The 21,168-nt window shown below is 64.8% G+C and carries 21 protein-coding genes; 14 read left to right on the top strand and 7 right to left on the bottom strand.

Annotated features, from left to right (window positions below):
- Position 1: 1 nt before the first annotated feature.
- Positions 2-1,096 carry a creatininase family protein gene (locus OXM57_01525; protein MDE0351361.1) on the bottom strand — a complete coding sequence of 365 codons (1,095 nt, stop codon included), beginning with the start codon at positions 1,094-1,096 and terminating at the stop codon, positions 2-4.
- 78 nt (positions 1,097-1,174) lie between these two features.
- On the opposite strand from OXM57_01525, the gene OXM57_01520 reads away from it, so the two are divergent.
- Genes OXM57_01520 through OXM57_01505 form a run of 4 tightly spaced genes read left to right on the top strand, consistent with a single transcriptional unit; the run spans position 1,175 to position 4,333 of the window.
- Positions 1,175-1,915, top strand: coding sequence for an SDR family NAD(P)-dependent oxidoreductase (locus OXM57_01520; protein ID MDE0351360.1), 741 nt, complete (start codon positions 1,175-1,177; stop codon positions 1,913-1,915).
- A complete protein-coding gene (locus OXM57_01515; protein MDE0351359.1) occupies positions 1,909-2,373 on the top strand; it encodes a VOC family protein in 465 nt (154 codons plus the stop codon). The genes OXM57_01520 and OXM57_01515 overlap by 7 nt, the downstream gene beginning before the upstream one ends.
- Positions 2,374-2,412: 39 nt before the next feature.
- Positions 2,413-3,549 carry a mandelate racemase/muconate lactonizing enzyme family protein gene (locus OXM57_01510; protein MDE0351358.1) on the top strand — a complete coding sequence of 379 codons (1,137 nt, stop codon included), beginning with the start codon at positions 2,413-2,415 and terminating at the stop codon, positions 3,547-3,549.
- 16 nt (positions 3,550-3,565) lie between these two features.
- Positions 3,566-4,333 (top strand): SDR family NAD(P)-dependent oxidoreductase, encoded by a 768-nt coding sequence (locus OXM57_01505; GenBank protein ID MDE0351357.1) that lies wholly within the window; start codon positions 3,566-3,568, stop codon positions 4,331-4,333.
- A gap of 241 nt (positions 4,334-4,574) precedes the next feature.
- On the opposite strand, the gene OXM57_01500 is transcribed toward OXM57_01505, so the two are convergent.
- From OXM57_01500 to OXM57_01485, 4 genes are all read right to left on the bottom strand, one after another.
- Positions 4,575-4,835, bottom strand: coding sequence for a hypothetical protein (locus tag OXM57_01500; GenBank protein ID MDE0351356.1), 261 nt, complete (start codon positions 4,833-4,835; stop codon positions 4,575-4,577).
- A gap of 163 nt (positions 4,836-4,998) precedes the next feature.
- Complete coding sequence (locus OXM57_01495) at positions 4,999-6,414, bottom strand: extracellular solute-binding protein (protein MDE0351355.1); 1,416 nt, start codon at positions 6,412-6,414, stop codon at positions 4,999-5,001.
- A gap of 85 nt (positions 6,415-6,499) precedes the next feature.
- Positions 6,500-7,348: a carbohydrate ABC transporter permease gene (locus tag OXM57_01490; protein MDE0351354.1), complete on the bottom strand. Its 849-nt coding sequence runs from the start codon at positions 7,346-7,348 to the stop codon at positions 6,500-6,502.
- Positions 7,345-8,265, bottom strand: a complete 921-nt coding sequence (locus OXM57_01485; protein ID MDE0351353.1) for a sugar ABC transporter permease — start codon at positions 8,263-8,265, stop codon at positions 7,345-7,347. The genes OXM57_01490 and OXM57_01485 overlap by 4 nt, the downstream gene beginning before the upstream one ends.
- Positions 8,266-8,605: 340 nt before the next feature.
- Between OXM57_01485 and OXM57_01480 the strand changes: the two genes are divergently transcribed.
- The 3 genes from OXM57_01480 to OXM57_01470 all read left to right on the top strand — a co-directional run bounded on the left by OXM57_01480 (position 8,606) and on the right by OXM57_01470 (position 11,484).
- Positions 8,606-9,403 carry an SDR family NAD(P)-dependent oxidoreductase gene (locus OXM57_01480; GenBank protein ID MDE0351352.1) on the top strand — a complete coding sequence of 266 codons (798 nt, stop codon included), beginning with the start codon at positions 8,606-8,608 and terminating at the stop codon, positions 9,401-9,403.
- A gap of 9 nt (positions 9,404-9,412) precedes the next feature.
- Positions 9,413-10,225: an SDR family NAD(P)-dependent oxidoreductase gene (locus tag OXM57_01475; GenBank protein MDE0351351.1), complete on the top strand. Its 813-nt coding sequence runs from the start codon at positions 9,413-9,415 to the stop codon at positions 10,223-10,225.
- Between the two features lie 119 nt (positions 10,226-10,344).
- The gene (locus OXM57_01470; protein ID MDE0351350.1) at positions 10,345-11,484 is read left to right on the top strand and encodes a mandelate racemase/muconate lactonizing enzyme family protein; all 1,140 of its coding nucleotides are present in this window, start codon (positions 10,345-10,347) and stop codon (positions 11,482-11,484) included.
- A gap of 34 nt (positions 11,485-11,518) precedes the next feature.
- On the opposite strand, the gene OXM57_01465 is transcribed toward OXM57_01470, so the two are convergent.
- Together OXM57_01465 and OXM57_01460 are read right to left on the bottom strand one after the other, a co-directional pair.
- Positions 11,519-12,394: an amidohydrolase family protein gene (locus OXM57_01465; protein MDE0351349.1), complete on the bottom strand. Its 876-nt coding sequence runs from the start codon at positions 12,392-12,394 to the stop codon at positions 11,519-11,521.
- A gap of 211 nt (positions 12,395-12,605) precedes the next feature.
- A complete protein-coding gene (locus OXM57_01460; protein ID MDE0351348.1) occupies positions 12,606-12,998 on the bottom strand; it encodes a DUF3224 domain-containing protein in 393 nt (130 codons plus the stop codon).
- 241 nt (positions 12,999-13,239) lie between these two features.
- Here OXM57_01460 and OXM57_01455 point away from each other — a divergent pair, with 241 nt between their 5' ends.
- The 7 genes from OXM57_01455 to OXM57_01425 all read left to right on the top strand — a co-directional run bounded on the left by OXM57_01455 (position 13,240) and on the right by OXM57_01425 (position 21,091).
- A complete protein-coding gene (locus OXM57_01455) occupies positions 13,240-14,193 on the top strand; it encodes a permease (protein ID MDE0351347.1) in 954 nt (317 codons plus the stop codon).
- A gap of 19 nt (positions 14,194-14,212) precedes the next feature.
- A complete protein-coding gene (locus OXM57_01450; GenBank protein ID MDE0351346.1) occupies positions 14,213-14,569 on the top strand; it encodes a metalloregulator ArsR/SmtB family transcription factor in 357 nt (118 codons plus the stop codon).
- Between the two features lie 82 nt (positions 14,570-14,651).
- The gene (locus OXM57_01445) at positions 14,652-15,941 is read left to right on the top strand and encodes an FAD-dependent oxidoreductase (GenBank protein MDE0351345.1); all 1,290 of its coding nucleotides are present in this window, start codon (positions 14,652-14,654) and stop codon (positions 15,939-15,941) included.
- 17 nt (positions 15,942-15,958) lie between these two features.
- Complete coding sequence (locus OXM57_01440) at positions 15,959-16,231, top strand: sarcosine oxidase subunit delta (protein MDE0351344.1); 273 nt, start codon at positions 15,959-15,961, stop codon at positions 16,229-16,231.
- On the top strand, positions 16,228-19,074 hold the full coding sequence (locus OXM57_01435; protein ID MDE0351343.1) for a 2Fe-2S iron-sulfur cluster-binding protein: 2,847 nt from the start codon (positions 16,228-16,230) through the stop codon (positions 19,072-19,074). The genes OXM57_01440 and OXM57_01435 overlap by 4 nt, the downstream gene beginning before the upstream one ends.
- On the top strand, positions 19,067-19,666 hold the full coding sequence (locus OXM57_01430) for a hypothetical protein (protein MDE0351342.1): 600 nt from the start codon (positions 19,067-19,069) through the stop codon (positions 19,664-19,666). The genes OXM57_01435 and OXM57_01430 overlap by 8 nt, the downstream gene beginning before the upstream one ends.
- 630 nt (positions 19,667-20,296) lie before the next feature.
- The gene (locus OXM57_01425) at positions 20,297-21,091 is read left to right on the top strand and encodes an S-layer homology domain-containing protein (protein MDE0351341.1); all 795 of its coding nucleotides are present in this window, start codon (positions 20,297-20,299) and stop codon (positions 21,089-21,091) included.
- The last annotated feature ends 77 nt before the right edge of the window (positions 21,092-21,168 follow it).

Raw genomic sequence — 21,168 nt, 5'->3', positions numbered from 1 at the left:
ATCACGCTCTGAGGGAGCCTCGAGCGCCGATCTTCAGGACGTCGGCGAGAACGAAACGGGCCTCCACCTCGTGGTCCCCTGATCCGGCGCGGGCATGCGGGAGGGTGATGACCATCCTCTGGTCCCGGCGTATGTAGAAGCCGGTGAGCGGACCGAGCCGGTCGACATGGGTATTGGTGTGGCCCTCGCCGATCGATGGATTGGCCAGGGTCGCGCCGGTCAGATCGACCCGCTGTCCGTCGATCGTCAGCGAGTCGATCGCCGTGATGTACTTGGACTGCGGGTTCGGGTTGCGCAGCTCGAAGCTGACCGATCCGTTACGGACCCGGCCCGAGTCCTCCACGACCACCAGATCACCCGCCTGCAGCCGCTCCACGAGTTGCCGTAGCATTATCCAGCTGTCGGCTCGCTCGCCCGCCGAGAACCCCTCGATGATCCGGGCAAGACGCCCGACCGCGTGGTCCGCCATGATCCTGCCCCACTCCCGGCTGGCGGTGAAGCGGGGGTTGGCGGCGTAGACACCGACATGTTCGGCCTCCGGATCGTCCTCGAGGGTGGCAAGGTCGACGGTGTGGGGATGGAATTCCATCAGGTACGAGGTCTCCACCTTGGCGCCGTGGTCGTGGATATCGCCCTCCATGCCGGCGTTGAGCTCGTTCCACACCGTGGTGAGGGCGTTCACGTCCGGGAACTCGTCCATCAGCCGGTCGGTCTCCTCCCGGAGCACGTGGAGATGGTCGAGGGCCCCGTGCCCCGAGAAGACCACGATCACCTTGAAGCCGCCATGGGCCAACTGGCGCAGGATGGGCCGGACCACCGACCGGAGCACGTCGACATCGACCACTATTCCGTGCGGCAGGGGCAGGACGCCCGCCGCCAGCCAGAGGGGAGGGAGGACCACGCCGCCGGTGACAGCGGCCGCCCTGTGGCAGATGTTGTCGGCGGTCAGCATGTCCACGCCCAGCGGGAGGTGCGGTCCGTGATACTCGACGCACCCGATCGGGAGGAAGGCGATGGGGGTCTCCTCCAGCACCTGCCGCATCCGGGCAGGGCGCACGAACTCGTAGGCGGTGGGGTCGCGAGACGGATCGGCCACGGGCGTATCCTAGAAGCGGCTCGGCGGGTCGGCTGCTGTCTCCCACCGCGCATGTAACAGCAACAGGAGGAAGGAAGAATGGTGTCACGACCGAGGGCGATGGTCACCGGTGCGGCCAGCGGGATCGGGGAGGCCGTCGCCCGGCGCCTACTTGACGAAGGGTGCTCGGTCATCGCCGTAGACATCAACGAGTCGGGCCTCGAGCAGATCAATGCCGCCGGCGCCGAGCCGATGGTAGCCGACCTAGCCGACCTCGAGGATCGGGCGAGAGTCATCGCCGCGGGCCAAGGTATCGACTACTTGGTCAACGCGGCGGGGATCATCCGCCTCAAGGCCCTGTCCGAGTTCACGATCGACGACTGGCGCGACATCTTCACCATCAACGCCGAGGCCATCTTCTTCCTGTGCCAGGGAATCGGACCGACCATGCCCCCGGGGAGCGCCATAGTCAACCTGTCCTCGAGCTCCGCCAAGCTGTCCAACACGGTCGAAGCCGCCATCTACGCGGCCTCGAAGACCACCATCCTGTCGATCACCCGCTCCTTCGCCTACGGGCTCGCCAAGATCCCGGTCCGGGTCAACGCGGTGTGCCCCGCCATCATCGACACCCCGATGCAGGACAGGGTTCTCGAGCAGGTGGCGCCTCTCCGGGGCATGACCGTCGAGGAGCTGACCGTTGCCCGCAACGCCTCCGTGCCGCTGGGAAGAACGGCCTCGCCGGAGGAACTTGCCGGGCTGATATGGTTCCTGCTCGGCGAGAAACCCGGATACATGACCGGCCAGTCGGTGAACTACGGAGGAGGCTACGTCACATGGTGATCGAGAACCTGCGGCGGATACACCACATCGGCATAACCGTTCAAGACGTGGGCCGGTCAGTGGAGTTCTGGCGCTCCTTCCTGGGCATCGAGGAGCGTTGGCGCCAAGTCCTCGGCGCCCCCTACCTCGGCCGGGTGACCGGCTATCCCGGTGTCAGTATCGACATCGCCATCATCGACCTCCCCGGCGGCGCCGTGCTCGAGATCCTCGACTACCAGGTCGATGGCAAGAACCCCAACCCTCCGGAGACCGCCAATCCCGGCAACGTCCACATATGCATCGAGGTGGACGACATCGAGGAGATGTGGGATCGGGCCATCCGGAGCGGCGCCACCCCGATCAGCCCGGGCCCGGTGGAGGTGACCGCCGGTCCCAACACCGGGGTGAAGGCCTGCTACCTGCGGGATCCTGACGGCATCACGCTGGAGCTGCTCAAGCCGGTGGGGGCCGGCCGGTAGCATCGCACGACTACGAGCAGGCGAATCCGCAGGAGACCCATGAAGGTTGCAAGAGTCGAAGCCATCCCGGTCAGCTACCCCGAACCGAACGACTTCAACGCCATCCGCCATCTCTGCCTGGTGAAACTGACCACCGACGACGGGACGGTGGGATGGGGCGAGTCGGTCACCATGTGGCCCGAGTCGAGCTTCGCCACGGCGTCGATCATCGACGGCATGGCGGACCTGGTGATCGGCAAGAACCCGGTTCACAACGACGTGATCTTCCGCTCCCTGAAGGACCGGGCCTGGTGGTACGGCTACGAGGGGGGTATTGCCAGCTTCGCGATCGCGGCGCTCGACATCGCCCTCTGGGACCTGAAGGGCAAGGCCCTCGGGGCGAGCGTTCTCGACCTGCTCGGCGGCCCCGTCCACGAACGATTGCCCGGCATCGCGTCGTCCCACGCCCACTACGAGTCGATCCCCGAGATGGCCGAGGAGGCTGTCGAGTGGCTGTCCACCGGTCTGCAGGGGGTGAAGGTGGGCTTCGGCAAGCGGGGCAACGCCCATCTGGGATTTGAGCATGACCGGGACGTCGAGTACGTGCGCCAGATGAGAGAGGCCATCGGGCCGGACAGGAGCCTCATGATCGACCTGGGATGGGTCATCAAATGGGACGTGATGACCGCCATCAAGCGGACCCAGGCCTTCGACGAGTACGACATCGACTGGATCGAGGAACCCCTGGGTGACTGGGACCCCGAGGGCTATGCCAACCTCCGTTCCAAGACCAAGACCCTGATCGCCTACGGCGAGAAGGAGTGGACGCTACGGGGCTTCGAGCGGGTGCTGGCAACCGGGACGGTTGACGTGGTCGGGTGCGATCCGGGCCGGGCGGAAGGCATAACCGGGTTCAAGAAGATGGCCGACCGGGTCGAACAACACCGGCGGCAAGCCAACGCCCATGCCTGGTCGTCGTCCATCGTCACCGCCGCCAGCCTGGCGGTGAGCTTCAGCAGCAGCGCCTGCAAGCTGTTCGAGTTCAAACCGCTCGAGAACCCGATGCAGCACGATCTGGTGGCCGAGCCGTTCGACCACGAGAACGGATGGGTATACCCGCCGTCGGGCCCGGGGCTCGGCATCGCAGTCGATGAGAGGGTCGTGGATCGCTACCGCACCGAACGGGTGCTGGGCTGAGTACGGAGGAGAGAGCATGGCTTGGAGCGTGGCTTCCGGACTCGAAGGGCAAGGGGTGATAGTCACCGGAGCCGCCGGAGGGATCGGTCGGGCCACGGCCGAGGCCTTCGCTACCGCCGGGGCGCGTGTGATGGCGGTCGACCTCCACCAGGCGGCCGCTGACGAGGTGGTGGCGGGGATGCAAGGCGATGGGCACATCGCGGTGGGCCAGGACCTGAGGGACCTCGATGCCCACCGCGCCTTGATCGCCCGGGCCTACGACGAGTTGGGCGGCCTCAAGGCGCTGGCCCACCTGGCGGCGGTCCTGGCCCGCCAGGACTCTGTTGACGACGTGACCGAAGCCGACTGGGACTTCCAGTTGGACACCAACCTCAAGGCCAGCTTCTTCCTCTGCCGGGCCGCCGCAGACGCGATGATCGAAGCAGGCGAGGGCGGGAGCATCACCCTGTTCTCGTCCCAAGGGTGGTGGACCGGCGGCTTCGGCGGTTCGGTCGTCTACTGCGCATCCAAGGGAGGGATCGTCTCGATGACCAGAGGCCTGGCGCGTACCTACGGTCCCCACCAGATCCGGGTCAACGCCATCGCCCCCGGCCTGGTCGATACCCCCATGCTCATGGACGACCTGGCGCCCGAGGTGTTCGAAGCTCTCAAGGAAGCGACCCCGCTGAAGCGGGTCGCCGATCCATCGGAACTCGGGGGTGTGGTGGTGTTCCTGGCCAGCGATCACGCCTCCTACGTGAGCGGCGCAACCCTAAACGTGAGCGGCGGCTTCCTGATGTACTGATCGGCCGGGGGGCACAGGACTACAAGATCTGGCCGATGCCTCCCTCGTCGCGATTGCCGAAAAACTAGATCTCCGAAGAATCTTCACAATGGACCGTAACGACTTCTCCTTCTATCGGATCCGTCTCGGTCATCGCCATACCGAGTTCGAGGTCATAGGCCCACCCTGACCGCGCAGTCCTTGCATACTTACGTGGGTGAGGGACCTCGTCAACCGGACCAGCGAGTGTGTCAACGGGCGCTCACTCATTCGTATGGTCGAGGAGACCCTTCCCGATGGTTCGGTCGCTCTGAACGGTCCGCATGGCGGAGTTTGCGTGCGTCCAGGGCAATCGGTGCGTTACCAGCGGGCTGACGGATGCCTGGCCGCTCGCGATCAACTCCAGGGATCTTCCGAACTGCCCGCGAGATGCGGCAGCACCCCTGATGGTCAGCTCGCGAACCACCACGTCGATGGTGTTGGCGGCCAGTCGAGCCTCCAGACCGATGCCGGTGAGAACCACGGTCGAAGCTGGTGGGGCGACGATAGTTCGCCCTCTTTTGACAGGGGGATGTTCCGGCTGGATGCATTGGCGACTCGGGCGTGCCGGCCCCCGCGCCGTCGGAACGCGGGGGCCGGATAGTTCGTCGGGTTGTCTGCTAAATGGCTGTCACATCCGATGCCGGCTAGAAGCCCGGCACTCCGAGATCGGCACAGGACTGGGCGAAGGCGCTGTCCATGGCCTCGGCGATTTCTATCGCTGTCTTCTGGCCCACGAACAGTTCCGACAGGAAGGTAAACAGGTCACCGAACGAGCAGAGCAGCCTCGGGTCGAGCGCTGCTGCTGCGGGATACTCGCTGGCGGCTGCCTGGCCCGTTTTCACGGGCGTCGGTAACGCGTCGGGATCCGGTACCGGGTGGTTGGGGTACCGGGACGGCTCGCGAGCCTTCTCGAGGTACAGCGGATAGCCCTCGCCCGTGATGTAGTCCACGTATGCACGTGCCGCGGCTTCACGTTCCGCATCACCGGTCTTGGCCAGGAGCACTCCCCAATGGTCCGCTCCGTACAGCCAGACGGCCGTCTCGGCGTAGGAGATCGGCAGGAATCCGACCTTCTCCTCCACCGCCTCGGGGCCGAAGGCCCCCAGCAGGTCCGGGATGCAGAAGGATGCGCAGGCCCAGATGGCGCCTTCGTCCTCCATAAAGCTGGTCATCGACGTCGAGAAGTCGACCGCCTCCGCGTTCTCCTGGAAGCAGTCGGCGTCCTTCATGTCCCGGAGCGCCTGCAGTCGCTTTACGAACTCGGGATCCGTGAAGCTCGCCTGGCCGCTCTGGAGCCGCTCGACTAGGTCGGGATTGGCCACCAGGTAGTCGGCGATCATCGCCTGCTGGACGACCCATCCCATGAAGGTGGAGGCCTCGCCGATGATCACGGGTGTGGTGCCGGCGTCGCGGGCCGTCGCGCAGAAGGAGAGCATCTCGTCCAGGGTGCCCGGAAGCTCGAGCCCCAGGTCAGCAACCACCTTCTTGTTGTACAGCAACCCGTTCACCGTCGGTGCGGTCAGCGGCGCCCAGTAGCGGACACCATCGATCACGCCGAACGGGGAGAGAGCGGGTGTGATATTGGCCGTGAAGTCCATACCGTCCAGCGATAACAGGTTCTCGGCCGGATTGAGCGTGGCTATCACGCTCGAGAACCCCTCGAGGTAGAGAATGTCCGGCCGCTCACCAGCCGCCCATCGCGGCAGGACGTTGTCCGACGCGGTCGGCGGGATCATCGTGACCTCGATCACGGCGCCTGTCAGCTCCTGGAATCCCTCGGTTATGGCGTCGATGCCTGCCTGGTCCCAGTTGGGACGCCAGAGTTGGAGCTCCACACCCTCGAACGGCAGGGCCGGCTCGGATTCGGCCATAGCCGTGGTCTCCGGGGCCGCGGTCGTGGTCGGTGCGTCCGTTGCCTCCGTGGCGGCCACGGTTGCTTCGGTGGCGGCGACTGTGGCTTGCGTCGTGGCTTCCTCGGCCGCCTCTTCGCCGCACGCGAGCCCTACCAGGGCCAGCGCTACTCCCAGGATGATCAGGCGTGTAGTTGGTTTCTGTCCCACTGTTCCTCCTCTCGACTAGTGGGTATGTGGTCTGTAGGCATACCAGTGATGCATGGATCTGTTGTGAGCGGTGTCAGGATCTCCCTCATCGTTCGGTGCCGCTGAGTCCGTGGACCATGTACTTCTGGACGAAGTAGAAGATGGCGATCATCGGCACGCTCGTCACCACAACGTCCGCGAAGACGAGATTCCATTTGTACGAGGCGGCGGCGGTCGATCCGGTGGCGAACCTGAACAGTGACAGGATGAGGGTGTTGTTGTCCGGATCGTTCAGCAGCATGAAGGGGTTCAGGAAGTCGTTCCACACCGCCACCATCACGATCACGGTGGTGGTTATCAGCGCGGGCCGCAGTAGCGGGATGATGATGCGGACGAGAATGTCGAGGTTGGAGGCTCCGTCGATCCGTGCCGCCTCCTCCAGGTGGCGCGGGATGGTGCGGATGAACCCGATCATCAGGAAGACGCCGAGCGGGATGAACAGGGCCGAATAGAAGAGCGCCAGCCCGAGAAGTCCTCCGTAGATTCCTAGGCGCTTGAGCGTGAAGATCGTGGCGACTATCGCCGGCGGGACGACGAGGCCGACCAGCATCGCGTACCGCAGCGGCGTGAGCAGGCGGGACGAACTCCGCACCATCGCCCACGACGCGGCAGCCGACAGCACGAGGATCAGCGGAAGTGCGATCGCCAGGACGATCGCGTTGTTCAGAAAACCGCGTACCAGTTCTCCCTCCGCGAAGACCACGCCGTAGTTCTCCACGGCCATCCAGGTCTCGGGGAAGCGGAGGCTGGGTGACACGGTCTCCCGGTACGGCTTGAGCGAGTTGACGATCACGACCCAGATCGGCGCACCGACGACCACCAGCGCCACCAGGGTGAGCACTCCTACCCTCGTGCCACCCGCAAGCCGGCGCAGCGGGATCCCGGCGGCGGTCATAGAGTCACCTCGCTCCGCCGGAGCCGGGCCACGACGCCGATGATCATGAGGAAGATCGCGCCGTACAGGACGGTGCTGAGTGCCGCGGCGGATGCGAACCGACCCTCCCCGAACTCCTGGATGATGAGGAAGTTGAGCACCTCGGTGGTCCGTCCGGGCCCGCCGTCGGTCAGTACGACGATGGTCTCGAAGACGTTCAGGGAGACGATCAGAGACACGACGACCGCGAAGGTCATGGCCGGCGCCAGAAGCGGCAACTTGACGTACCGGACCAGGGCTATGGGCCCGGCGCCGTCGATCCTCGCCGCGTCGATCGCATCCGCCGGAATCGAGATGAGTCCCGCCAGGAACACGATCAGGATCATCGGGAACCAGCGCCATGCCGTGGCGAGTCCGACTACGGCGAGGGTGAGGGTTCCGCTGCCGAGCCACGCAATCTGTATGTCGCTCCCGGTCATTGCCGAAAGGACGGTGTTCACCGTTCCCTTGAGCCCGAGCAGGGCGCGGAACACGAATCCGGCGGCCAGGGGGGACAGCACCAGCGGTACCAGGAATACCGTGCGTAGGATCCGGTTGCTCCTGGTGTTGCGCTCGAGACCCAGGGCAAGGAGGAGTGAGCCCACGACCATTGCCCCCGCGCAGATGACGGTGAACTGCAAGGTGCGGAAGATAGTCGGCCAGAGGAGGCCGTTCTGGTCGAGTCGCCGGTAGTTCTCCAGCCCGATCCACTCAAGGTCCGACCTGAACGCCGTCCAGGAGAAGAGAGACAGGACAGCGTTGATGAAGAAGGGCAGGAGATAGAGGCCTACGACCAGCAGGGACGCCGGACCGACAAGTACCACCAGGTCGCGGATGGTGAAGTCACGCAGGCTCCGTTTGCCAGACCGCCCGGCGTTCCGCTGTCCGGTATTTGACACCGGGCTACGGGTCGCTGAGAGGCGCGTTGGTGAAGAGGCCAAGTTCCTCGCCTACCGAGACATCCCGCCCGTCTATGCGATTGCAAGGATATCCCTGAGCTTGGTGGCGATCGCATGGATCGTCGTCTGGCGGCGACGTTAACAGGCTACGGGTCAACCGGTATGGGTGAACGCTTCGAACTCCGGGACATGGGTGGGGATGTGTGGGTCTCTGCGGTGATGGATAGCGGCACGGCAAGTTGCTCTTGGAGGCGGCCACTAGGCTCCGAGTCCAGCCTTCGGGGAGCGATACCGATTACTCCCGGTTGGAGACCGGTGACGTTACGGGGAGAGGGTTGAGATGAGAGAGGACTTTTCAGGGCAGGTCGTGATCATCACCGGGGCGTGTGGCGGGATAGGTGAAGCGATCGTCAGGTCGTTTGCCTCTGCCGGAGCGAGCGTCGCGTTGTGCGACACGCGGGGAGCCGAGCTCAATGAGCTAACCGAGCAGTTGCGAAGTGGCGGCACGGTCGTAAAGAGCCGGGTACTGGACGTCACGGACAGCGACGAAGCCGAGAGGTTCTGCTCGGCGGTTGCGGGTGAGCTGGGTTCGATCGATCATCTGGTCAACACCGTCGGCGTTGTCGACCATGTAGGCGATGTGGTCCAGCTGTCGCTCGAGTCGTGGAACAAGTGCCTGGCGACGAACCTCACCTCCGCGTTCATCATGGCGAAGCACGCCGTACCCCATATGATCTCCGCCGGTGGCGGGTCGATAGTCAACATCGCCTCGGTGTCGGCCTTCGGCAACCAACTCGGCGCAATGGCCTACTCGGTGTCAAAGGCGGGCATGGTCTCTCTCACGAAGAGCGAGGCAATCGATCTAGCCAGGCACAACATCAGGGCGAACGCGGTATGTCCCGGCTCGGTGTACACCCCGCTGGTCGACTTGGCGGTCGTGCTGACCGCGACGGACACGGGACGTACGCCTGCCGAGACGCGGGCCGATTGGGAGGAGCAGTACCCCACTGGTCGCTTCTCGTATCCGAAGGAGGTAGCCGGTCTGGTCCTGTTCCTGTCCTCGTCACGGGCGGCGAACATCACCGGCTCCAGCTTCGTGGTCGACGGAGGTCTTACCGCGCTCCTACCCGAGCGCTAGGTGGTGGGAGTGGTCTCGCCCGGCGCGGGTTCGCCGGTGGCAGGCCAGGTCGCGGCCATCACGGGCGCAGCCGGAGTGATCGGCGCGGCAATCGCCCGCGCGTTCGTGGACGCAGGTATCCGGGTGGTGCTGGGGGATGTGAGGGTTGCGGACTTGGATCGGTTGGCGGTCGAACTCGGCGGTCGTTCCGTTGCCGTTGCCTGCCCCGCCGACGTGAGCCGGCCGGACGATGTGCGCAGGTTGGTGGGGATGGCGCCGGAGGTTTACGGCCGGCTGGACGCGTTGGTCAACGTCGCCGGGATCACCCACGTGGATGACATCTTGGAGATCTCACTGGATACATGGCGCCACGTTATGGCGGTCAACCTAGAGGGTCCACTGGTCGCCGCCCAGCAGGCGGCCCGGCTCATGTCTGCGCAGGATGTCGATCCTGATACGCAGAGGAGGGGAATCATCGTCAACATCAGCTCCCAGGGCGCCGAGTTGCCGATCCCGACCTCCACTGCATACGGGGTCAGCAAGGTGGCGCTCAACTATCTCTCGAGAACACTGGCAACTGCCCTGGAGCGGCGCTCCATCGCCACCACGATCGTCTATCCCGGTATGGTCTACGACGGTATGTGGAAATGGGTGAACAGGCGGCGAAGCCAGTTGTGGGGGTATGACCTCGACGAGGTCGTCCGGCGGGACCTTGCGGAGACTCCCACCGGTAGCTTCCAGGATCCCGATGACCTGGCGCGGATGGTCCTCTACGCGGTCGCAACCCCGGGGATGTTGACCAACGGCCGTGTCCTCTGGTCGGAAGCGCATCTGGAGTGGTGATGTGGTGGTCTGCCTGCGACAACTCGGCGTGCCCTGCTTGCCGCCGACGCCCCTTCGCTGCCGGCGCATATCACGCCGCTGTTTCACAGATAGACCACTAGGGAGATAGGGAACAAGCCGTGAGAATCGAGTCCGTAGAGCCGCTCCTGTTCTACCAATGGTTGGTGGTCCGTATCGAGACCGACAGCGGAATCGTCGGCTACGGGCCTGCGGCCCATTGGGGCTTCCCGGAATCCGTGGAGCGGATCGTCAACTCCTTTCGGGACAAGCTGGTCGGGAGCGATCCGCTGCGGATCGAGCAGCATTGGGACAGGCACTTCCACTGGAAGCCCTTCCGTGACGGTGTGCTCACCGCGGCGATCGCGGCGGTCGACATCGCGCTCTGGGACATAGCGGGCCGCCACTTCGGCGTACCCGCCTACCAGTTGATGGGCGGCAAACAGCGTGACAGGGCACGGCTGCACCTGCTGCTGTTCGACGGTCCCAACTCGACGGTAGACGAGCTCGTAGAGGTGGCTAGCGATGCCATCGCGCAGGGCTACACGGCGGTAAAGATCGATGCCCTTCCTGATGACGTGGTCGAGAAACAGGAGACGTACAGTGGGATGCTCCAAGTGGTGGTGGATCGAGTGGCTGCTGTCCGGGAGGCCATCGGGTGGGATCGCGACCTGATTCTTGAGATACACCGGGACCTGAACCCCGGAGAAGTAGTAGCGCTGACCAGGGAACTCGAGCCCTTCCGCCTCTACTACATTGAGGATCCGATCCCACCCCACAGCGTCGACTCGCATGGTGATGTCATCAACAAGATGACGGTCCCGATCGGCGCCGGTGAGCGCTCGAACACGATCTGGGAGTTCCGGGAACTGTTGACCCGCGGGGTACAGGTCGTCCGGCCCGACATCGGGCTGGCCGGTGGCCTGACGCACTGCCGCAAGATCGCCGCGCTGGCCGAGTCTTACCACGCCGAGGTCATCGCCCACAACGCCTTCTCTCCCCTTCTCACCGCAGCCACTCTGCAGCTGTACGCCTCCATTCCGAACTGCGGAACCTTGGAACTCCTTCCGTGGGAAGAAGAGCCGCCGCGTACGGGGATGCTCAAGACACCCCTGACGCGTGAGGGCGGCTACATGGTGGTGCCGGAAGGTCCCGGGTTGGGGGTCGACCTGGACCCGGCGATCACAGAACTGCCGTATGCGCGATGGAAGTATCCGGAGGATGTCCGCATGCGCAACGACGGGTCGGTGTTCCGCAAGTAACCAACATCCGGGATCAGGATTGCGTTGCGAACCGTCAAATGCGGTAGTAACGCTCCGCATTCCTGGAGAAGAGCTGCTCTTGCTCATCGTATGAGAAGTCGGCGACGATCCGGCGGTAGGCGGCCAGCAGGGTGTCGAAGTCGCTGTACAGCCGGTCCACCGGCCAGTTGGTGCCGAACATGCACCGCCCCACCCCGAAGATCTCGATAGTTTCAAGGATCCACGGACGGATGCTGTCGACCGTCCAGTTCCGGTCCCGCATCCCGAGACCCGAGATCTTCACGACCATGTTGGGCGCCAGGGCGAACGTCTTCATACCGGACCGCCAGTGCCGGAAGCACTCGACGGTGCGATCGTAGGGCAGGCCGGTGTGGGTGACGACTATCCAGATATCCGGAAACGATCGGGCCAACCGCACCCCGGCTTCGGCCCTCTCCCACTCGCCGGTGAGATCGAACGAGAGCCCACGCTTGGCCAGCTCCGCCACCCCACGCCGGAAGTCCGGCTCGTCGAGCATCTCATCGTGGCCCATCATCCTGACCCCCCGCATGTTCGGGCTCTCGCAGTGACGGTCGAGTTCCCTACCCGCATCGGGACTCCGGAAGTCCGTGTGGGCCACGATCCCGTGCGGGAAGCCATGGACATCGGCGATCCCCTGGAGCCATCGGGTCTCGACCGTCGGGTCCGGTCCGCTGAAGTCGGCCTGTACATGCACGGACTTGACGACGTTCTGGGGTGCGTAGTCGGCCAACAGGTTCTCGATCAGGTAGTTCTCGCGGATGGCCGAGTAATCACCCAGGTAGTCCGTCTCCCCGGGGGTACCGTCTCCGGTCAGCCAGGCGTAGGGAAGCGAGTCCAAGTCCCACAGATGGTGGTGGGTGTCCACGAAAGCCGGGGTCGGCTGTTCCATGTCAGGAGAGAGTAGCGCTTGGATGGCCGGCGAGCCTAGGCCGGCCAACGGCGCCGACGCGAACGATGCCGCTGACCGAGCCGGATAGGTCACGGTCCAGCGCATTTTTCTCACAATAGATCATTGGCCTGTATTTTGTAACCGATGAGGAGTATCATTAGCTCACGTGTCTCGCCACTGGTGCCGCGGGGCGTCGCCAGGTAACGGACCGTCAGGCGATCCTGTAGTCGAGGACGTAGGAGTGCTGTCCCTCGTCGTTGTGGATCTCGAGCGTTCCCGAGATCCCGGCCAGTTCACCGGTGCCCGAGTCGGGCACGATCGTCACCTCGAGCCGGGCGTCGCCCCTGTTCATCACCCCGCTGTGCTGGAGTACGAACGAACCCGACCTCCCGCCCACCGAACCCGTGAAGTGCTCGATGGCCACGTAGCCGGCCGAACCGGGAGTAGCGGTGAAGGCTGCGATCATCTGCGCTTCCGAAGCGCCGACCATGTCGCCGGAAAACACCTTGTGCACCACGTTCCGGTTCAGCTTCATCCCGTCCTGCTCCAGGAACGGGGGCTCGGCCTCCATGTTCACGTCCATGGGTCCGCGGGCGGTGGGCATGACAACCTCTCCCTGTCGTGTCCATAGGTTCTCGCCGAAGCGACCGGTGCCCGTGCTCGGAAGATCGTGCTGCCGGCTCGCCTCCGGCGACCGACTCTAACTCCCGGGCCTGCTTGCTGACCGACGTGGAACCACCGCTCTCGAAACCGGCGGCCAATAAATAGACAAAAATCTATATAGGCTGTAGTCTATATATTATGCCGCTTCGAACCATCCTCGGGCTATCTGGACGGGCGACCTCATGAGTTGGCTCGCAGGATTGCTGGTTCAGGTGAGCACCGACGTCTTAGCCACTCTCCGGTTGACATGGCCCTTCCTGATCATCTCCATCGTGGCTGCGGCCGCCCTCACCACCTACCTCGGCACGGACCGTTTGGAGGGATGGTTGCGCCGGCGCATATGGGTGGGGATCGTCGGCGCAGTGGCCCTGGCCGCCCTGACACCCTTCTGCTCGTGCGGGACCACCGCGGTGCTCATCGCCGGGATGGCGTCCTCGACTCCGTGGGCGCCCCTGGTGGCGTTCATGGTGTCCTCGCCCCTGACCAGTCCGGCGGAACTGCTGCTGTCGGCCGGACTGATGGGATGGCCCTTCGCCCTCACCTTCTTCATCGGAACGATCATCATCGGCCTGGCGGCCGGAGGCCTGGCCGCAACCATCGAGCGGACCGGCTGGCTCCGCGGGCAAGCCCGCGTGCGTGCATCCGACTCCCGATGCGAGGACGCGTGCACAACCCGAGTGGCCACCGGGCCGGGCACCGCCTCGGTGCACGAGTTACCGAGCAGGAGCGCCAGGCTGAGGGATTTCGGCCGCGAGCTTCTGTTGACCGGGCGCCGGCTCCTGGCATTCTTCCTGGTGTTCACCACGGTCGGGTACATGGTGATCAGGGCCATCCCCACCGGCTGGGTCACCGGCCTCCTCGGAGGGGGTGCGACGGGAGCGATCCCGCTGGCCGCCCTGGTGGGCGTCCCGGCCTACGTGAACACGGAGGCATCGCTACCGCTGGTCGCCGCGCTGGTGGATGGCGGGATGGGCACCGGTGCCGCGCTGTCGTTCGTGGTGACCGGCGCCGGGGCCAGCGTCGGGTCGGTGGCCGGTCTGCTGGTCATCGCCCGGCGGCGAGTCGTAGGTCTGGTCGTGGGCATCCTCCTGGTAGGGGGGATGCTGCTGGGCTGGGCCGGCGAGATGATCCTATGAGAAAAGGAGGTAATGGAAGATGGATACCGTGACCGATTGTTGTACTCCGGCCGGAGATGGATCCCCTGCCGTCTGCTGCGCCCCGATTGTCGACGAACCCCTGACGGTGGAGCGGGCCGAACGACTGGCCGGGTGGTTCGGAGTGCTGTCGGATCCCACCAGGCTCCGGCTGCTCAGCCTCATAGGGGCCAAGGGAGAGGCTTGCGCAGCGTGCGAGATGGTCGAGCCGCTCGGCGTATCCCAGCCCACGGTCAGCCATCACCTGAAGGTCCTACGTCGGGCCGGCCTGGTGGAGTCCGAGAAGCGCGGTCGCTGGGTCTATTACCGGACAGTGGCGCAGCGGTTGGCAACCCTCAGCCGGATCCTCCAAGCCTGACCCGAGGCCGTGGCGGGCCGACCGTTTCACGCCGTGGCAGCTACCCCAGATGGTGCGGGAACACCGTTACCATGCGCGACCGATGAGACGACGCCCCCCTCGATACTCCGCGGTCCGGCTCATCAGCCGGGGCGCCCGCAAGAGGGCATGGCCGCGGGTGTGGCGGGAGGTACCGCTGCGGGATAGCTACGACGTGGTCGTCATCGGCGGAGGCGTTCACGGGTTGGCCACGGCCTACTACCTGGCCGCCAACCACGGCATAACCAATGTGGCCGTGCTCGAGAAGTCGTATCTGGGAAGCGGGGGCTCCGGGCGCAACACGGCCATCCTGCGGTCCAACTACCTCACGCCGGAGGGAGTCGTCTTCTACGACCGCTCGCTTCAGCTGTACAGGACCATGGCCATCGACCTGAACATCAACGTGATGTTCTCCAGGCGCGGTCACATAACGCTGGCGCACAGCGACGCCTCGCTCCGGACGATGCACTGGAGGGCCGAGGTCAACAAGCTCCAGGGGGTCGACTCGAGCGTCATCGGGCCGGCCGAGATCAAGAAGCTGGCACCGGCGCTCGACACGTCGAGCCACCCCCGCTACCCGATCCTGGGCGCCCTCTACCACCCGCCCGGCGGCATCATCCGCCATGACGCCGTGGTGTGGGGCTACGCGCGGGGGGCCGACGCTCTGGGTGTGGAGATGCACCAGAAGACGGAGGTCGTGGACATCATGGTCACCGGCGGCGAAGGCCCCGGTGGCAAGGGTTCCGGCGGCCGGGTCACCGGCGTCCGCACCAACCACGGCGACATCTCGGCCCCGGTGGTCGTGAACTGTACGGCGGGATGGGCCACCCTGATCTCAGATATGGCCGGCGTCGGGCTTCCCATCAGCACGCGCCCCCTGCAGGCCGCGGTCACCGAGCCGGTCAAGGTGTTCCTGCCCGTGGTGGTGGTATCCGGGACCCTGCATGTCTACGTCAGCCAGACCGCCAGGGGAGAGCTGGTGTTCGGCGCCTCGGTCGATCCCTACAACACCTACGACATCCGGGGCTCCCTCGACTTCGCCGAGGGGACGGCGGGTCACCTGCTCGAGCTCATGCCCGGTATCTCCCGCATGCGCCTGCTGCGGCAGTGGGCCGGTCTGTGCGACATGACCCCCGACTACTCGCCGGTGATGGGCTTCACCCCCGTGGAAGGCTTCCTGTGCGATGTCGGATGGGGCACCTACGGCTTCAAGGCCGGACCCGTGTCCGGCGAACAGATAGCCGAGGCGATCGCCACGCAGAAGACCCCCGATCTGATCGCACCCTTCGCGCTCTCTCGTTTCGAGAGAGACGCCCTCGTCGGCGAGAAGGGTGCCGCGGCGGTAGGCCACTAGTTGGTGGACGGAGAGTCATGCTGATCGTCCCGTGCCCCAACTGCGGTCCGCGGAACGCGGCCGACTTGCGGTACGTGGGCGAGTCCCGGCCCAGACCCGATCCCAACTCGGCCTCGGCCAAGGAGTGGCGCGCCTACCTGTACGAGAGGGCGAACCCGGCCGGATTGTTGCGCGAGACGTGGTACTGCCGCTCCGGCTGCCGCCGGTACTTCACACTCGAACGGGACACCGTCAGCAACGAGTTCACCAACCCGCCGACACCCGTGGCCAAGCTCGGGAAGAGGCCATGACGCGCCTCCCTCCCCAGCCCGGCGAGGTGATCGACCGGTCCCGTACCGTCGACTTCACCTGGAACGGGCGGGCGATGTCGGGCTTCGCGGGCGACACCATCGCCTCGGCGCTCACCGCAGGAGGCGTCCGGGTCGTGTCACGGTCGATGAAGTACCGGCGACCGCGGGGTTACATGAGCAACGACTACTGGGATCCCAACGGGCTGGTGCAGGCAGGTGACGATCCGAACGTCCGCTCGGCCCACCGCCTCATCGAGCCGGGCATGGCGGTGGAGGCCCAGAACGTGTGGCCGTCGCTCGAACGCGACCTGAGAGCGATCACCGGGCTGGCCTCGCGGTTCCTGACCGCCGGCTTCTACTACAAGACCTTCATGCGGCCCATGTGGCTCTGGCCGACCTACGAGAAGGTGCTGGCCACCTTCTCCCCCGGAGGGAGGATTGACCTCGACACCCCGCACCGGTACCACGACAAGCGCTACACCCACCCCGACGTGGTTGTGGCCGGGGGAGGCCCGGCCGGGATGGCTGCTGCCCTCGCGGCGGCCGAGGCCGGAGCGAGGGTACTCCTGGTGGAGGATGGCCACCGCTTGGGCGGCCACCTCCTCTGGGGAGATGACCAGGACCGGGCTCTGGCCGCGGAACTCGTCGCCGCGGTCGAAGCAGCCGGGGTCGAGGTCTTGGCCGACTCGACCGTCACGGGCCGCTATGAGGACAATTGGACCGCCATCGTCCAGCGCAACCACCCCGTCGCGGTCGAGCGCTTGGTAAAGGCCCGGGCCAAGGCCCTGATCGTCGCGCCCGGTCTGATCGAGCGTCCCTACGTGTTCGACGGCAACGACAAGCCCGGCGTCATGCTGTCGGGCGCGGTCCGACGGTTCGTGAACATGTACGCGGTGAGACCCGGCAGCACTGCCGTGGTGTTCACGGCCAACCCTGACGGGGATGCCGCCGCCATCGACCTGGAGCGAGCAGGTGCGGAGGTGACGGTGGTCGACGCACGCCGGGGCGAAGACATCCTGCGAGCCCTAGGGGGGTCGAAGAGCGTCAGAGGTGTGCAACTGGCCGATGGCAGGACCCTGGACTGCGATCTGCTGGTCACTGCTGCCGGCTGGACCGCTCCCACGTCCCTACTGAACATGTCCGGGGACCGGCCGGTCTACGACGACGCAGCGGCCCGCTTCTTCCCGTCGGTCCCGTTAGACAACGTCCTGGCCACCGGCGGTCTGGCGGGCGACGGCAGCCCGGATGAACTCATCGCGCACGCCAGGGCCACCGGCCGGCTGGCGGCCGCCAGGGCGAGGGCGGTGAGCCATCGGCTGCAGGCCGCTACGGCCCGCGCCCGGCCGGCAAGTGGTGAAGAACCCGAGTGGCCGCCGGACATTCGCCCGGCCCTGCCCCGGGACTCTCATCCGGCCCTCTTCCGGTCGTCCACGCACGGTGTGGTCGACTTCTCCGAGGACGTGAGTTCCAAGGACATGATGGGAGCCGCGGCCGAGGGATACGACTCCGTCGAACTGCTCAAGCGCTACACGACCGCCACGATGGGTCCGAGCCAGGGCAAGCTGGAGACCGTCAACACGGTGGCGGTGCTGGCCGAGGCCAGGGGACAGACGATCGCCGAGGTCGGGACCACCGTGTGGCGGCCACCGTACGCGCCGGTCACCATGGGGGCCTTGGGCGGGCGCTTGTTCGAGCCGGTTCGGGTGTCGTCGGTCCATCCCTGGCATGAGGCCAACGGCGCCACGTTCATGCTGGCCGGCCAATGGATCCGTCCGGATCACTACGGAGACCCGGCCGGCGAGGTGCGCAACACGCGGCAGAGCGTCGGCATCATGGACGTCACCCCGCTCGGAAAGCTCGACCTCCGCGGGCCCGACGTTCCGAAGCTGCTGAGCCATCTGTACACCAACAAGTGGATGAAACTGGCGGTCGGTTCGGTGCGTTACGGGATCATGTGCGCCGAGGACGGCGTAGTCCTCGACGACGGGATCACCGGACGGCTCGGCGATCAGCACTACATGATGACCACCACCAGCTCCGGCGCCGGGACGGTGTGGGAGTGGGCCGAGAACTGGCTCCAGACCGAGCATCCCGAGTGGCAGGTACACGTCACCCCGGTCACGTCCGGGTACACCAGTATCAACGTGGCCGGTCCCCGGTCGCGGACGCTCGTGCGGCGCCTGGCGGAGGATGTCGACCTCGATCCAGAGGCCTTCAGGTACATGCAGGTGCGCACCGCGACGGTGGCCGGCATCCCGGACTGCTTCATGTGGCGCATCGGCTTCACCGGGGAGCTTTCCTTCGAACTCCACGTTCCCGCCGGCTACGGCCTGGCCGTGTGGGAGGCTTTATTGGAAGCCGGCGAGGATCTCGGTATCAGGCCGTTCGGCGTGGAGGCCCAACGCATCATGCGGCTGGAGAAGGGCCACTTCATCGTGGGCCAGGACACGGACGGGCTCACCAAGGCGCCGGCCGTGGGGCTACGGCACCTCATCAAGCTTGACAAGCACGACTTCGCCGGCAAGCCCGAGCTGGCCTGGGCCCTGGAGGACCCATCGGCGCCGGTGCTGGTGGCCATCCAGCCCACCCGCCACGGCCGGGTCGTGCCTGACGAGGCTGCCCAGATCGTGCGGCCGGGCACCGACGAGATCATCGGTCGGATCACCTCCTCGCGCATGTCCCCGTCCTTGCACCGCGCGGTCTGCCTGGGCCAGGTGCTGCCCGAGGTCTCGGACCCCGGTACGGAACTCACTGTGGTCATGCTCGACGGCCGTCGCATCACCGCTCGCGTGATGGAACACCATGCTCACTTCGACCCGGATGGGATGCGGGTCCGTGGCTGAACTCCCTGCCTTCGAGAGTCCTGTCAGCAGGAGCTTCGTGTCCCATGAGGGCGCATCGACGGAGCCCCGCTGGTCCGGTGCGGCCCTGACCCTCCATGATGTCTCCGCTACCACCAAGATCATCGTGAGAGCCGGACCCGGAACGGTTGCCTGCCACCAGTTGGACGCCTCCTTCGGCACCAGCCGGACCGAGGAGGGCGTGCTCGTCATCGGCCAGCGCCCGGACGAGTGGATCATCCTGGGTTCGGCCGCTGCGAGCCGAACCTTGGTCGACAGGCTTGACCGTTCCGGCCATGTCAGCGTGATCGATCACACCCACAGCCGGGCCCTGTTCCGGCTGACCGGACCCGAGGCGGCTTCGGTGCTGGAGAAGCTGTGCAGCCTCGACTGGAACGACCACATGACGCCCGACGGCGCCGCCGTCTCGGCCTCGGTGGCGAAGGTGACCTGCGACATCGTCCGCAACGATGTCGACGGCACCCGCTCCTACCTGATCTCCTGCGACCGGTCGTACGGCCAGTACCTGTTCGACGCCATACTCGACGCCCGCCACGAATTCGGCATCGGCCCGCTGTTGGGTGCTGTCGTTTGATTACGAATCGCTATGCGTCGGAGTGGCCGAGCTAGGCGTGTTGTCTGTTGCTTTCGATGAGACGTCGATCCGGACCTAGCCCACACAGGACCCGGCAACACCCAATACGACTATCAGCAGAACCGGCAACGCACACCCGCATCCCCGACCGAGCCTACGGGACACGTGAGCCATTTCACTGAGAGCCTGCGCACCCGCCGCCCGCTTCGCGGCCTTCCGCCTCTTGCGGGCTGCTTTCCGAGCACGCCGACGTTTACCCATGTGTTTTCGTTAGACCGTCAAGGTAGTCCCTTACCTGCACGAGAGCGTCGGCCCGGCCCCTCTCGTACGCACAGTAAGGACACCTATGCTTTCCCGCCCCGGTTTGCGCGCGCGGTAACTCTCTCATCACGTACTCCAGCGGTTCCCGATTCGCTCGGTTTGACCTACCGGTGTGCCGGTCTGTGCAGTTGCCGTACTGGTCCATGTGTTCAGGATTGTAGACCTGTGGCTGCGGTGCGTCACTCAATGTGAAGAACACTGCACTATGCTGTGCCACGTACTCGGTGAGCCACCCGGGCGGGGCAGGCCCCTATACCCCTTTTGGTACTCTTTCATGGCGAGCCGGATCGTTGTTACAGAGGAGAAGGAGTGAGATCAAAAGCCTTTGTGCTGGCAACAGTCATGGTTCTAGTTGGGGCGGGCATAGTCTATGCCCAAATGAACTTTGTGGATATAGATGAGAATCACTTCCAGTATGATGATATACGGTTTGCTGTAGACAGAGGATGGTTTGTTGGTTATGGAGATGGGACCTTTAGACCTGACCAAGAGATTACGCCTAAACAGGCCCTGACAGTTTTTAATCGAGCCTTCCCAGATGGTGTCTCCAGAGCAGACATGGCGACAATCCTTAGAGTGGGTTTTGAGGAGCTGGAATCAATAGACTATAGCGAGGTATGGAATGTCTACATCTGTGATGAATTCCTCCATCCTGGAAGGGATTATCAAGGAACAACGGACGAAGTTTTTCAACAGGTTACCAAATACTACTCGTGGCTTAGTGGGGGCAAGTATGTTCCTGGGTTCATCATCGGAGGAACTTGCGAACAGGAGAACAGATGGAGAGACCTTATTGTTATTGATGGTAGCATGGGATACTTCTATGACACCGGGCATATTACAATACAATCTGATCAGGTCTTTAGTTCTGCAGTGTGCACCGTTATTCATGAAATAGGCCATAGCCTAGGATGGGAGCACGGTCCTAGGGGGTATAGGGACAAAAAGGACTTTATGTCTGGTTCCTGTTTCCCGCTCGTGTTCGACTATTTCCCGCCGGAGGTCTGGAGATCAGAAGATCCAATCCCACTAAGAACTACATGTGACAACGTTAGGTCATTGGGTTGGACTGCAACAGAAACCAACTGCAACCCAGCGGACTGATCTTCCTCTTGGACCATAAGGCGAGGCCCCGCGTGGCAGCCTAACGAAGGTAGGAATCTTCGGAGAGGGCGATACTC

This window comes from bacterium (assembly GCA_028820935.1).
In the GTDB taxonomy this organism is placed as follows: domain Bacteria; phylum Actinomycetota; class Acidimicrobiia; order Spongiisociales; family Spongiisociaceae; genus Spongiisocius.
Note: the sequence above shows the minus strand (reverse complement) of the source record. Positions and strands in the feature narration are given on the sequence as shown.

What these genes read in the sequence shown, in the direction of transcription:
- OXM57_01505 (MDE0351357.1), top strand. Translation starts at nt 3,566, where the DNA reads ATGGCTTGGAGCGTGGCTTCCGGACTCGAAGGGCAAGGGGTGATAGTC.
- OXM57_01480 (MDE0351352.1), top strand. Translation starts at nt 8,606, where the DNA reads ATGAGAGAGGACTTTTCAGGGCAGGTCGTGATCATCACCGGGGCGTGT.
- OXM57_01450 (MDE0351346.1), top strand. Translation starts at nt 14,213, where the DNA reads ATGGATACCGTGACCGATTGTTGTACTCCGGCCGGAGATGGATCCCCT.
- OXM57_01515 (MDE0351359.1), top strand. Translation starts at nt 1,909, where the DNA reads ATGGTGATCGAGAACCTGCGGCGGATACACCACATCGGCATAACCGTT.
- OXM57_01465 (MDE0351349.1), bottom strand. Translation starts at nt 12,394, where the DNA reads ATGGAACAGCCGACCCCGGCTTTCGTGGACACCCACCACCATCTGTGG.
- OXM57_01455 (MDE0351347.1), top strand. Translation starts at nt 13,240, where the DNA reads ATGAGTTGGCTCGCAGGATTGCTGGTTCAGGTGAGCACCGACGTCTTA.
- OXM57_01520 (MDE0351360.1), top strand. Translation starts at nt 1,175, where the DNA reads ATGGTGTCACGACCGAGGGCGATGGTCACCGGTGCGGCCAGCGGGATC.
- OXM57_01435 (MDE0351343.1), top strand. Translation starts at nt 16,228, where the DNA reads ATGACGCGCCTCCCTCCCCAGCCCGGCGAGGTGATCGACCGGTCCCGT.
- OXM57_01510 (MDE0351358.1), top strand. Translation starts at nt 2,413, where the DNA reads ATGAAGGTTGCAAGAGTCGAAGCCATCCCGGTCAGCTACCCCGAACCG.
- OXM57_01490 (MDE0351354.1), bottom strand. Translation starts at nt 7,348, where the DNA reads ATGACCGCCGCCGGGATCCCGCTGCGCCGGCTTGCGGGTGGCACGAGG.
- OXM57_01445 (MDE0351345.1), top strand. Translation starts at nt 14,652, where the DNA reads ATGAGACGACGCCCCCCTCGATACTCCGCGGTCCGGCTCATCAGCCGG.
- OXM57_01440 (MDE0351344.1), top strand. Translation starts at nt 15,959, where the DNA reads ATGCTGATCGTCCCGTGCCCCAACTGCGGTCCGCGGAACGCGGCCGAC.
- OXM57_01460 (MDE0351348.1), bottom strand. Translation starts at nt 12,998, where the DNA reads ATGCCCACCGCCCGCGGACCCATGGACGTGAACATGGAGGCCGAGCCC.